The following is a 13,446-nucleotide window of genomic DNA, read 5'->3' on the forward strand; positions in this document are numbered from 1 at the left end:
AACTCGGACGTGAAACGCGACTGCGGCGAAGATACTTGGAGGGTTGCCTCCTGGGAAAATAGCTCGGTGCCCGGTCACTTTTAACCCAAAAAGCCTCCTGTTTCTCTTCATAGAACCGGAGGCTTTTTGCTTTTTAGGGTTTGTCTATTAGTCCGTTGTCCCTTTAATTGTTTATTTTTCCTAATTATAAAATCACCACTTTACTGTATTTTTCTAATCAAAACTCAATAAAAGGGAGAATAAGGAATATAGGGAGTCTAAATGAAAGGGACAATTCTTTTGTCGGTGCTTTTGTCGGTGGGAGGATTTTGCTGACTTGCTGCTGTAGTAGGGAGCAAAATTCTCCCAATCCTTAATGGTATTGTTAAACTGCTGCAAGGCTCGCTACTGAAATTGGACTGGCTGGAAAATGCCTCGGATCCTAAATTTAGAGGGTCTTAATAGGGTCTTAATTTGGCAAAAAGGGACCCTAAATTTGGGGAATTTTTGAGAAGTTCTGGAAGGTCCAATTAGCGATCGCTGTCTTCACAAAGGGTTTTATCCGGATTTTGTCCAGAGGACTTGGGATTATAGTTGCACCCTTGGTGGATCGGTGGGGATAAAAATTTTCTCCCACCGGACTAGACTCAAAACAAAAAACGTACTAGAATCCACCTCGGTTACATTTCTGTTACATTGTTATAGTCGCACAGCATCACGTTTTGGGGGCGTAGAAACCAGTGGGTCTGTTCAATCGCTTTTCCCTATCCCGGGATATGGGTATCGACCTCGGTACCGCGAATACCCTTGTTTATGTATCTGGTAAAGGTATTGTTCTGCAAGAACCCTCTGTGGTTGCCATTGATAAAGATGAAAAAGTGCCGTTAGCAGTGGGAGAGGATGCAAAAAAAATGCTGGGCCGGACGCCTGGAAATGTTATTGCTCTGCGTCCCCTGCGTGATGGCGTTATTGCAGATTTCGATACCGCAGAACTCATGCTCAAGCACTTTATCCGGCGGGTGCATGAGGGGAGAACCTTAGTATCGCCTCGAATTGTTATCGGAATCCCTTCGGGAGTGACGGGGGTGGAACGCCGTGCTGTTATGGAGGCTGCCGCTCAAGCCGGGGCTAGGGACGTCTATTTAATTGATGAGCCGGTGGCAGCGGCGATCGGTGCCGGATTACCTGTAGCAGAGCCAACAGGGAACCTGATTATCGATATTGGCGGAGGAACAACTGAAGTCGCCGTTCTGAGTTTGCAGGGCACCGTATTGAGCGAATCAGTCCGGGTGGCTGGAGATGAACTGAATGAAGCGATTATTCAGTACATGAAAAAGGTGCATAACCTTGTCATTGGGGAGCGAACCGCTGAGGATATCAAAATTCAGATTGGTTCAGCCTATCCCACTCATGAAGATGATGACTCCATGATGGAGGTGCGCGGCTTACACTTACTCTCTGGGCTACCCCGAACAGTAACAATTAAGGGACCGGAAATTCGTGAAAGCATGGCGGAACCTCTAGCGGTCATTGTGGAGGCTGTAAAACGCACTTTAGAGCGAACCCCTCCGGAACTGGCGGCAGATATTATTGACCGAGGGATTATGTTGGCTGGAGGTGGCGCTTTATTACGAGGCCTAGATACTCTGATTAGTCATGAGACTGGTATCGTGACTCATGTGGCTGCTGACCCCTTGAGCTGTGTTGTCCTGGGAACGGGCCGGGTTCTGGAAAACTTTAAACAGCTAGAACGGGTGTTCAGTGGTCGTTCTCGGAATATGTAAGGCCAGTTGCTCCTAGAACAAATATTCTCGTCTGATAAAGACTGAAGTCTCTAAAAACTCCTAATGTACACATTGCGTCGCTGGTGGGATCGGCATGGTTTACAAGTAGCACTGGTGGGTCTAACCATCTGTGCTGCTTTGGTTGTTCGGTACACTCAAGGTTCGGCTGTGATTGAACTTTATCAATGGGCGACTCGCCCCTTTGCATCAAGTCCTACTCAGCAAGAACAACTAACCAACGCTCGAACTGTGGAATTGCAAAACAAGGTCCAAGAACTCGAAAGCCAAAACGAAAAGCTCAAAGAACTCTTGAACTATGTTTCCCCGACTAAGAAAGAAGGGATTCTTGCTCCAATTGTTGGCCGTAGTGCAGATCATTGGTGGCAACAGGTAACTTTGGGTCGAGGCCGGGAAGATGGTATCAAAGAAAACTACATTGCCACGGGTCCCGGTGGCGTGGTGGGAAGAGTGGTCAGCGTTACGGCTCATACCAGCCGTGTTTTGCTGATTAGTGACCCCAGTTCTCGGGTGGGGGTGACGATTAGTCGTAGCCGCCAAATGGGGGTAATGCGAGGTCAATCCGCATCTCGGGCGGTGATGGAGTTCTTTGAGAAGGTGCCTGATGTTAAGAAAGGGGATGTCGTTTCGACGTCTTCTTATTCACAACTTTTTCCCCCAGGGTTACCGATCGGGCGCGTAGAGTCAGTAAATTTGAATAAAAGTCCAGCACCGGAAGCAGTAATCGAGCTGACCGCTCCCATGAGCTTACTGGAGTGGGTCGTGGTTGACCCCTATCAAAAGGTTGCTTCTTCAGAAAATTCTGAGGAACTGCAAAATGAGGAAATGCGATGAGAACACCTTCTTTTACTTACGGGTCTCATTTGTCAGGGGGAATGAGGTTCGTCGTGAATGCGGCGATCGCCGTGGGTTCTGTCCTGTTGTGCTTACTGCTACTCCCTACCCGCTTTCCCGGCATGGAATTATTAGGGGTTGCTCCTAACTGGTTGTTGATTTGGGTTGTCGCTTGGAGTATCAAGCGCAAGCCGGTTCAAGGCGCTTTAGCTGGTGTGGTGTTGGGACTGCTATTAGATGCGATGACTTCGGCAGAACCGACTCATGCCATTAGTCTCGGGGTGGTGGGATGTCTGACGGCTACTTTGCAGAAGCAAAAATATGTCCAGGAAGATTTTATCTCTGTGGCTCTGATTGTATTTGGAATGTCGATGTTGGCCGATACAATTCGGGCGTTGCAATTTAGTGCTCTAGGCGATCGCGCTTTAAGTGAAATTTGGGCCTCTCACCAACCCCTCGCTCTGGCTTGCGCTATTCTCAGTAGTCTGTGGGCACCTGTTATCTATTTCCCTCTGAATCGTCTGTGGGAACAGATGCAAGCCTTTGATCGCTCCTAGACTCCCGCTCTAAAATTAAAGTAACTGGTCCATCATTAACGATGTCCACCTCCATCATCGCCCCAAATACCCCGGTTTCGACCGTTAAACCACTTTCCCTTAACTTTTGAACAAATTTCTCGTAGAGTTTTTGGGCCATTCCTGGGGCAGCAGAACGGTCAAAGGAGGGGCGGCGACCTTTTCGACAGTCGCCGTAAAGGGTAAACTGACTCACCACTAACAGTTGCCCTTGGATATCCAAAACTGATTGATCCCAGCGACTGCTATCCGCCTGTGCATCGGGAAATAACCGCAATTCTAAACACTTTCGGGCCATCCAGTCGAGTTCGGTCTCTGTATCCCGATCGCTGATGGCAACCAATAGATTGAGTCCCGGTCCTATTTGACCGACGATTTGACCCTCGACGGTTACTTGAGAAGATTTAACGCGCTGGATAACGACTCGCATACACTGGATGGGGTGATGAGGCATTGCCGATCGCCCAAAAAGAACTCCCTTCAATCACTGGGTAATCCCTGGACAATCAAGGCGATCGCTCCTGTCTCTACAAGGGCGATCGCCTCTTGACTCTACCATCAAAACCCGACCCTCTTTCCCGAAGCCGTCCCCCTATTTTCCAAACCCTTTGCCGCGAGAGGTCGAAGGCAGACAAACACACTTGTTTAACTGCGATCGCAAAGTTTCCTTATCCAAATTCTGGCCGATAAACACCAATTGAGTCTTCGGTTGACCTTTCCACTCATCATCATCAATCGAGAACCGCTTGCCGCTCAAGTGGAAAATATGACGGCGATCGCTCTCATCAAACCATAAAATCCCCTTAGCCCGAAAAACCGTTGAGGGTAACTGATTATCTAAGAAATACTGAAACTGGCGAATTGATAACGGTTTATCGCTCTCAAACGAAATCGACGTAAACCCATCCATCTCCAAATGATTGGAGTGATGATGATGTTCATGATCAGGGTCATGCTCACAATGACCGTGGTCATGGTCACAACTGGAATGGTCATGATGGTCATGATGGTCATGATCATGATGGTCGTGCTCATGATCATGCTCCCCTTTCGAGGCGACTTGATCATCATTAAAATACTTATCCGACTCAAATAACCCCACACTGAGAATTAAAGGAAGGGGCACCTGAGATTTCGTCGTCCGCAAAATTCTGGCATCGGCTTTAATATCCCGAATCTTGCATTCCAGCAAATCAACATCGCTCTCATCCACGAGATCTACTTTGTTGAGCAAGATAATATCGCCATAAGCAATCTGACTGTACGCGGCCTGAGAATTAAACAGATCCAAACTGTAATTCTCCGAATCCACCAGGGTGACAATCGAATCTAACCGGGTTAAGTCGCGGAGTTCGGTGCCTAAGAAAGTCAGGGCCACGGGTAGAGGGTCCGCGAGTCCTGTAGTTTCCACCACCAGATAATCGATCTGCTCCGATCGCTCTAAAATTTTATAAACGGCATCGAGTAAATCATTGTTAATGGTGCAACAAATACAACCATTGCTTAATTCCACCATATCCTCCCCGGTGGAGACGATCAGTTCGTTATCGATGCCGACTTCCCCAAACTCGTTGACCAATACGGCAGTTTTCAATCCCTGCTGATTTGTCAAGATATGGTTGAGTAACGTGGTCTTGCCACTGCCAAGAAAGCCTGTAATGATAGTAACCGGCAGTCCGTATTTCGGGGCATCCATAGCCACGGACTCTGGGTTAGAGGTTGCTGTTGTCTGCATGGTTTATCAAATGGGGTCAAAAAATCTAAGGGGCTGGTTAGAAATTAATCTAATGAGTCATCCAGTTTGATTTTAGACGAAGATTGAGCCTTTCATCCCCAACTATTGCAGATTAACACTTGGCTACAGGGTGATTAATTGCTTGACTGGGCTTTAGTGCCGATCGCAAATCCTCGACAACCCTCCCAATTAGGCGGGTTCTGCATTAATTTCCAGCCTTTAACCTGGGTAAAGCCAGAGGATTTTACCATTTGACCCAAACAGTATAAGGTAGGGGCCCAGTAATTGCTAGAATTTCCCGGATATTCATGATTGGGATAAAACTCCATCACCCGTTGCTGTCTGGGATATCCCTTGCCGATACCGCCTTGGTAGGGACTAAAATCATCGAGAATGGCAGATTCGATGTAAATTTCCCCATCACAGAGGGCCGATAACTTATCGAGGGCCAGTAGGGGGTATCGCAGGTGGTTCAGGGTTCCGAAAAAGAAGATCACATCAAATCGGCCTAATTCTGACTCACTGAGGTCATAGAGGGATTTTTCTAGGTGTTGACAGAGAGTTTTATCAAACCCCAGTGCTTCTCGACACAAATCGAAGGTTTCCCAGGTGCGGCGATCGCGTTGATCGAACTGTCCGAGATAGTCTGAACAATCATTGATCGCCACTACTTCCCTTGCACCGCGTTTGAGGGCCTCGAAGGTCCAGTATCCATCCCGGGCCCCAACATCTAGGACTCGTTTTCCGCTTAGGTCTTCTGGGACACCGTACATTTCGGGATTGCGGGGATGATCTCCGGGGGTGACAATTCCCCCGGGTAACTCAATTTTGTGATACCAAAACGGGAATAATGTTACTTGTTTTTGGAGGGTAAGAGACCCTGGTTCTGGGAGAGAGGGTATCGTTACCGAGTTTATCCGTTGAGGTGGATTGGAGGGGAACATTACCTCCAGTAACTGAGCGACAATCTGTTTCCAACTAAGGCGATCACCCACAAATTGAGGACCCGAGATTCGCACTTGTTCTCGCCAATCTGGTTGAGAAATCAGTTGTTCCATTAAAGCAACACAACAATCCCAATCGGGAGCCAAAAAATGGCGCATTTCCCCCCGATATTCAACGGATTGAACTTCACTTTTAATCGGGAGGGCAAAATTCGGATGGGTAAATTCATCAGTAGGTCCACCTTGGGTACAAATGACCGGCAATCCACAGGCGATCGCCTCTAAAACGGGCAAATTAAATCCTTCAGCGGAATAGGGAGAGAGATAGCCATCGGCAGCTTGATAATAGCGAATCAGTTCTAAACTGGATAATGGATCACCGATATAGGTTAAGCGGGCATTAAAGACTTCTAACCCGCGATCGCTTAAAATCTTTTTAGAGGTAAAAACAATGGATTCCCAGGATCTGTAAATCAAATCAGACCCTTTTAATACTAAGCGAGCTTTGGGATATTTTTCTAGGATTTTAGTAAAGCAAAAAATTAGGGGGAAAATACCTTTTTCTAAAGTCATGCTACTGACATTTAAAAAAATAAATTCATCGTCTTGCCATCCTAATTCTTGTCTTAAAGCAGCGCGTTCCTCTTTGGGGAGAGGGTGGTAAAGGCTGGTATCGACACCGAGGGGGACGGTGACGACGCGATTGGGGTCAGCACCACTGCGGAGAAAACCGTCTTTAGACCATTGGGAAGAGGTAATAATGACCGTATTAGAATTTTGATGTAAGGCTTCCAGAGACTCGTTCGGGTTTAATCGTAAGAGTTCTTTATGGACAATCCCCCATTCAGTTGTGCCGAATAAATAGGTCCGATCGCTATTGAGAGCGGATTTTAAATTAAAGGGACTATACATCCGCAGGGTAGCATCAGCAAATAGGTTTGGAGGTGGAGGTGCGATCGCCCGTAAAGCGGATTCTGATTCGGCATCAAATAAACCCTGTGCCGGTTGAGAATTTCGTTCTAAAAAGGGGATATCTTGGTGAAACAGATCTAAGTTCGGATATTTGAGCATTTCCAAGATTTGAAATTGATTGGCGATCGCATAAGAATGGGTCTGAAATCGCCAACCTTCAATAATAAGTTTCTGAGTTACTGTATTTGGGATGGGATGTATGAGCGGTGCAGTGAAGGTGGGTTGGTGCGGGGGAGACAGAACCTGTAAATATTGGTCTACAACCTGCTTCCATGTGTAGCGATCGCCTACCCATTTCGGCCCTGCTTGTCTCGCTTTGTCCCGCAAATTGGGTTGTTCGATGATTTGCTCCATTAAATAAATTAAATGTTCTACATCAGGAGCAACCACAAATCCCATTTCCCCTGATTCCAACTGGCGCTGTTCTAATTGACTCTGGATAGGAAATGCAAAATCTGGATGAATAAAATCATCCGTCGGTCCCCCTTGGGTACAAATCACAGGTAATCCACAAGCTGCCGCTTCTAAAACTGGCAAATTAAATCCTTCCGCGAGATAAGGAGAGACATAGGCATCGGCAATTTGATATAACGCAGCCAAATCGGAACAAGAAAGATTTTTGCCAATATAAGTTAATCGTTCCTGAACCCTTTTTTGCTCAGTTTCCGTGAGAGTATGACTGCAAATTCTGGCAATTTCTTCGCGGGCCTCAAACAGATAATCTCGACCTTTTAAGATTAATCTTGCTTGGGGAAATTTTTCGACAATCGGGGCGAATGCTTTTAATAATCGAGCCATGCCGTGGCGGTTATTAAAGAGCAATCCATTGGTGAAAAAGACAAAATTTTCCCCGATTCCAAATTGCTGACGTAACGCGAGACGTTTTTCTGGAGATGCGGGGTGGTAGAAGTGGGGGTCTACACCCAGGGGAATCACAACCACGCGCTCAGGATCAGCACCACTGCGGATAAATCCATCTCTGGACCAATGGGATGCGGTGACAATAATCGTATCTGAATTCTGATGGGCGTCTTGAAATGAGGAGATTCCCATTCCCCGCAAGATGGATTGAGGAACAATTCCCCATTCTGTACAGCCAAACATGACCGTTCGTGGAGCAGTGGAAGGGGCTAAATTAAACGGACAATAGACACGAAGGATGGCATCAGCAGATTGATTCGGTGTAGCTTGGGAAATTAAGTGTAACTTGGGTTCTCTGGAGTCTCCCAATAATCCGCTGACGGGTTGCCAATTGTCAGTAACGTAAGGCATATCCCGGTGGAAGACTTCGATTTCAGGGCGATCGAGGAGTTCTAAAAGTAGAAACTGATTGATCAGAGAATAAGAGTGAGGAAGAAAACGCCAGCCTTCGACAATAATCCGCATGAGTTTAAAATGCTAGAGCGATCGCGCCACGGTCCATCGGGACAACATAAACGATAGAATCAGTTAAGTCATTCAGTCAACCTGTTTTGGGCCAGTCTGTTTTGGGATAAAGTGTCGGCAAAACCCGGACTGACTATTGATTGGAGTGATTCCTGCATCGAACACTATCGTAATTACTGTTTTCTATCTTTCAATTATGACCTTAACGCTGTACAACACCCTCACCCGTCGTCAAGAACCGTTTGAGCCAACCGAACCCGGTCAGGTGCGGATGTATTGTTGTGGGGTTACGGTCTACGATTATTGCCACTTGGGTCATGCTCGGTCCTATATTATCTGGGATATTCTGCGCCGATATCTGCAATGGCGCGGATATGCCGTGCGTTATGTGCAGAATTTTACCGATATTGATGACAAAATCCTCAACCGCGCAAGGCAGGAGGGGTCGTCAATGGAGGAGGTGGCCGATCGCTACACTCAAGCTTATTTTGAAGATATGGCAAGGCTGAATGTCCTGGAAGCCGATGCCTATCCCCGCGCCACTCATACCTTAGATGGGATTAAGCGCTTAATCGCGCAGTTGGAACAAAAAGGCTTTGCCTATCCTGCCGGTGGCGATGTCTATTACAAAGTGCGTCAATTTCCCGACTATGGAAAACTCTCGGGACGGCAGTTGGCGGAAATGCAAGCGGGGGCCAGTGGTCGCGTGGAGGCGGAGGACCCGGAGGAGTTGAAAAAGCAAGACCCGTTTGATTTTGCCTTGTGGAAGGCGGCAAAACCCGGGGAACCGTCGTGGGAATCCCCTTGGGGTGCTGGACGTCCAGGATGGCATATTGAATGTTCGGCGATGGTCCGCGAGGTGTTGGGAGAGACGATTGATATTCATGTGGGGGGTGCAGATTTAATTTTCCCTCACCATGAGAATGAAATTGCTCAATCGGAAGCGGTGACGGGTCAAGCTTTAGCGAAATATTGGCTGCACAATGGCATGGTGGCGGTAAATGGGGAAAAAATGTCCAAGTCTCTGGGCAATTTTACGACGATTCGCCAGTTGCTGGATCAAGGAGGCGTAGACCCGATGGCGCTGCGATTGTTTGTGCTACAAGCGAATTATCGCAAACCGTTGGACTTTACCGATGAGGCGATCGCCAGTGCAGAAAATGGCTGGACTACCCTAAAAGATGGGTTACGGTTTGGTTATGAGTATGGCAGTAAGGTGGGTTGGGATTTGGGGGCGATCGCACCGGAATCCGATGCGATCGTCGAACGATTTCAGGCGGCGATGAATGATGACCTAAATACCCCATCGGCATTGGCAGTGTTGTTTGAATTGGCAAAAGAATTACGGCGTCAAGGCAACATTTGGGTTCATGAAGGGAAACTGGATATGGACTCGGAACAGTTACAACAGCAATGGGTTACCTTACGGGAGTTAGGGAAGGTTCTGGGTTTGGAAATGAATCCAGTCGCGGAAAATTCAGCATCCCAACCCGCAGGATTGAGTGATCAAGAGATTGAATCGCTGATTCAGGACCGACTGGCAGCGCGTCAGGGGAAAAACTTTGCTGAAGCCGATCGCATTCGGAATCAACTACAAGAACTCGGGATTACATTAATTGATAAACCCGGAGGTGTCACCCAATGGCATCGCAATTAAAGGATTGTTCGGTGCAATCTTAGGGAATATCGCCATTTTCACCCCTAATGAAAAGGCGATCGCCTCCTCTATAACCCCCCATGAATCAAGCCTTTCTCTTAAATGAACTATGTCCCCCTCGCGGATTAAAATTTCTCTAACCACCCTGTTGCTGATTTTCACCCTCGGCTTATTGGTGATATTGCTGTGGCAACTGCGGAGTTTACTGATTACCCTGATGGTTTCCGTCGTTCTCGCCGCTTCCATTTCTCCTGTGGTGAATTGGGCAGAAAAATGGCATATTCCCCGGTGGATTGCCACCATTATTACCTACCTTACCCTGATTGGCGGGTTAACTGGAGTAGTCTTATTAATTGGACCAACAGCATTGGATCAAATTCAGCGCTTAATTCGTCAGCTTCCCTCTTATTTGGAAACGTTACGGTTAATTGCTGAAGATTTAGCGGCTCGATTGAGTGACACTCCACCAGAGTTTGTGCGGCAGTTTTTTGATACCCAATCTTTAACTACTTGGGGAATTCGTTCAACCCAACAACTGGTACTCCGGTCTTATGGATTAACCAGAGGGTTACTTGGGGGTGTAGTTACCCTAATTTTATCTATTTTTATTTCCGGTTATATGGTGGCGGATAGTCACAGTTTAATTAAGAGTCTGGTTCAGCTATTTCCGAAACCTTGGGATGAGCGTTTGGAGACTCAGGTCATGCCGATTAGTCAGCGGATGGGGGGATATATTCGCGGTCGAGTATTGGTTTCAGCGCTGTTGGCTGTAGCAACCAGTGTGGGATTGAGTGCTTTAGGGTTAGGGGAGTTTGCCTTGGGTTTGGGGGCGATCGCTGGGGTGACCAATTTAATTCCCTTTTTAGGGCCGATTTTGGGAGCAATTCCGGCCCTAATTGTGGCGGTTTCTCAAGGCGGATGGTTGTTTCTGTCGGTGTTAATTTTATTTGTGGTCATCCAGAATGTGGAGACTTATGTTTTGGACCCGTTATTGGTGGGGTCTTCCGTGGGAGTGCATCCCCTGTATCAATTACTCTCGGTAATAGGTGGGGTTCAAGTATTGGGAATCGTAGGTGCCTTAATCGTTCCGCCTTGGGTTGCGGGGGGTGCAGCATTAGTGGAAAATTTATATTTAAAACCGAAACTGAGGGCAGAAGCAGGGGGGACTCCCGAGGCGATCGCTCCCAATTCGACAGGGGAGGAGTCGAGTTTGGCACAGCATCCGACTCCCTAAGTCTACGAAGCGCGGGTATGAGCGTGAGGATTTCCCCATGACTACTTTTTTCCCATGACTTGTAGCATTCTTCTTTATTTTGGTGTAAATTATACCTCAATCCATAAAAGCTTGCGAGGAGAATTTAACCCCAAGAATTGATCGGGCCTAAGACTTAGCGAGTAAGAGAAAATTAACAGCCAGACTAAGATGAGACAATGGCGAATCATCATGAAGCTATCTCCGCGTCGAATCGTCAGTATTTATCTAGTGATTAGCGCTTTCTGGATTATCGGTTCCGATCGCGTGATCGCAATTTTATTTCAGCAACCGGAGATCCAGAATATCACTCACCTACAAACGATTAAAGGTTGCCTGTATGTGACCGTTGTAGCGATTATTCTGTACTATGCGATCGTTCGCTATACTTCGGAAATTCATCAGTCTAAAAAAGAGCTAGAACTCAACGAGAGGCGACTCGATACAATTATTGAAACGAATGCGGATGGGATTTTAGTTTTTGATAGTAATGGACGGATTACCCTAACTAATGCCGCAGCCCAAAAGCATTTAGGACTGACTCGGCAAGAGATTATCGGATGTCGATACAATGGCCCGATTTGGCAAATTCAACCGTTAGATGCGCGGGGTTTACCGGAAAATCAACTGCCATTTTTGCAAGTCATGCAAAAGGGACAACCTGCTTATGAAATGGAGTATGCGATCGCCCGTCGAGATGGTAGCCAAATTTTTGTGTCAATTAATGCCGCCCCTTTATACGATCGCCTCGGTCGAATGGATGGAGTCGTTGCCGCCATCACCGATATTACTCAACATAAACAAGCGGAAGCCGTCGCCCGAGCCCGGGACATTGCTGAAGCCAGAAATCGAGCTAAAAGTGAATTTTTGGCCCAAATGAGCCATGAAATTAGAACGCCTTTGAATTCGATTTTAGGGTTATCGCAAATGTTACAACGAGAAATATTTGGAACGCTTAACCCTAAACAAAAAGAATATGTGAGCCGCATTAAAGGAAGCGGCGATCATTTATTAGAATTAATTAACGATATTTTAGATTTATCCAAAGTAGAAGCTGGAAAAGAAGAATTAAAATTTAGTGTAATTCCGGTTCCCGAACTCTGTAAATACTGCCTTAAAGTCATGCAAGAAAGGGCAGTAGACCGAGGATTGAGGCTCACCAGTAAGATTGACCCCCAAATCCGGTGTTGTATTGCGGATGAACGTCGCCTCAAACAAATGCTGCTGAATCTCCTTTCTAATGCCATTAAATTTACTCCTAGAGGAGAGGTTTCATTAATGGTAGAACGACAACCGGGGGGAATAGGATTTACCGTAATCGATACGGGAATCGGCATTTCCGCAGAACATTTACCCTTGGTATTTGACCCCTTCCGACAACTGGATAACGAACTGAACCATAAAATTCAAGGCACAGGATTGGGGTTAGCACTCACCAAAGATTTAGCGGAGTTGCATGGGGGAGATGTACTCGTCACCTCTACCCTAAATGTGGGCAGCCGATTTACCATTATTTTGCCCGATCCACCGCCAGGATATGTTCCCACCCCAACCCCGGATGAACTCCCGCCGATCGCCATTCCCGAAGCAGGCGATCGCAACGGGCGAATTTTAATTGTCGATTATGATGGGTCCAGCACCTTATTATTGCAAGACTATTTACAAGCCGTTGGACATTATGTTAAATTGATTGGCTACAGCGCCAATTTTCTCGAAGAAATCGCATCTTTTGACCCCTATTTAATCTTATTAGATGTTCAATTTGCTCATTTAGCAATGGGGTTGCAATTAGTGGAAGAGTTACGCAAAAACCCGAATGTGCAACATTTGCCGATAGTCGTGGTAACCGCAATGGCAATGTCAGGCGATCGGGAACGCTGCCTAGCCGCCGGTGCAACGGATTATTTAAGCAAACCCATTCAGTTAGAAGTGTTAGACGAAATGCTGTTACGCTATCTCCCGCCAATCGTTTAGAGGGGTTTTTATAGGAGTTCCAAAAGTAAGGACACTAGAATAATTTGAATATTTTTACCATTCTCCTTCTGCCATTTTCTGGATCTGTACAATAATTTCCCTTACTTTGTCCGCTTCAGGGGAACGCAGACGCTCTAAAATCTCTAAAGATTCATGCATATATTGTAAAGCCGTAGTAAAATCACGTCGAATTGCTAACAGTTGTCCCAACGTTCCTAAAGTCACCGCTTTCCCTTGCAGGTTGCCGATGCGTTCCTCCAGTTCCATCGATGCGGTGTAAAGGGCGATCGCCTCGTCGATTTCTCCTTGGTTGGCTTTGATACCAGCCAGTTGGTG

10 protein-coding genes are annotated in these 13,446 nt (G+C 46.8%); 6 read left to right on the top strand and 4 right to left on the bottom strand.

Going from position 1 to position 13,446, the window contains the following annotated elements; all coding sequences use genetic code 11:
• The first annotated feature begins 755 nt into the window (after positions 1 to 755).
• The 3 genes from NG796_RS13560 to mreD all read left to right on the top strand — a co-directional run bounded on the left by NG796_RS13560 (position 756) and on the right by mreD (position 3,172).
• The gene (locus NG796_RS13560; protein ID WP_015151693.1) at positions 756 to 1,763 is read left to right on the top strand and encodes a rod shape-determining protein; all 1,008 of its coding nucleotides are present in this window, start codon (positions 756 to 758) and stop codon (positions 1,761 to 1,763) included.
• Positions 1,764 to 1,826: 63 nt separating this feature from the next.
• On the top strand, positions 1,827 to 2,615 hold the full coding sequence (mreC, locus tag NG796_RS13565; RefSeq protein ID WP_261207364.1) for a rod shape-determining protein MreC: 789 nt from the start codon (positions 1,827 to 1,829) through the stop codon (positions 2,613 to 2,615).
• Positions 2,612 to 3,172: a rod shape-determining protein MreD gene (gene mreD, locus NG796_RS13570; protein ID WP_261207365.1), complete on the top strand. Its 561-nt coding sequence runs from the start codon at positions 2,612 to 2,614 to the stop codon at positions 3,170 to 3,172. The genes mreC and mreD overlap by 4 nt, the downstream gene beginning before the upstream one ends.
• On the opposite strand, the gene dtd is transcribed toward mreD, so the two are convergent.
• The 3 genes from dtd to NG796_RS13585 all read right to left on the bottom strand — a co-directional run bounded on the left by dtd (position 3,114) and on the right by NG796_RS13585 (position 8,227).
• Complete coding sequence (gene dtd, locus NG796_RS13575; RefSeq protein WP_261207446.1) at positions 3,114 to 3,620, bottom strand: D-aminoacyl-tRNA deacylase; 507 nt, start codon at positions 3,618 to 3,620, stop codon at positions 3,114 to 3,116. The two genes, mreD and dtd, sit on opposite strands and share 59 nt — an antisense overlap.
• Positions 3,621 to 3,782: 162 nt before the next feature.
• Positions 3,783 to 4,925, bottom strand: coding sequence for a CobW family GTP-binding protein (locus NG796_RS13580; protein WP_261207366.1), 1,143 nt, complete (start codon positions 4,923 to 4,925; stop codon positions 3,783 to 3,785).
• Between the two features lie 134 nt (positions 4,926 to 5,059).
• Positions 5,060 to 8,227, bottom strand: coding sequence for a glycosyltransferase (locus tag NG796_RS13585; protein WP_261207367.1), 3,168 nt, complete (start codon positions 8,225 to 8,227; stop codon positions 5,060 to 5,062).
• A gap of 196 nt (positions 8,228 to 8,423) precedes the next feature.
• Here NG796_RS13585 and cysS point away from each other — a divergent pair, with 196 nt between their 5' ends.
• The 3 genes from cysS to NG796_RS13600 all read left to right on the top strand — a co-directional run bounded on the left by cysS (position 8,424) and on the right by NG796_RS13600 (position 13,110).
• A complete protein-coding gene (gene cysS, locus NG796_RS13590; protein ID WP_261207368.1) occupies positions 8,424 to 9,884 on the top strand; it encodes a cysteine--tRNA ligase in 1,461 nt (486 codons plus the stop codon).
• A gap of 109 nt (positions 9,885 to 9,993) precedes the next feature.
• Positions 9,994 to 11,118: an AI-2E family transporter gene (locus NG796_RS13595; RefSeq protein WP_261207369.1), complete on the top strand. Its 1,125-nt coding sequence runs from the start codon at positions 9,994 to 9,996 to the stop codon at positions 11,116 to 11,118.
• Between the two features lie 210 nt (positions 11,119 to 11,328).
• Positions 11,329 to 13,110, top strand: coding sequence for an ATP-binding protein (locus tag NG796_RS13600; protein WP_261207370.1), 1,782 nt, complete (start codon positions 11,329 to 11,331; stop codon positions 13,108 to 13,110).
• 54 nt (positions 13,111 to 13,164) lie between these two features.
• Here NG796_RS13600 and NG796_RS13605 read toward each other — a convergent pair.
• A partial coding sequence (locus NG796_RS13605; RefSeq protein ID WP_261207371.1) for a tetratricopeptide repeat protein occupies positions 13,165 to 13,446 on the bottom strand: 282 nt, incomplete at its 5' end.

It is taken from the genome of Laspinema sp. D2d, from assembly GCF_025370755.1.
GTDB lineage: Bacteria > Cyanobacteriota > Cyanobacteriia > Cyanobacteriales > Laspinemataceae > Laspinema.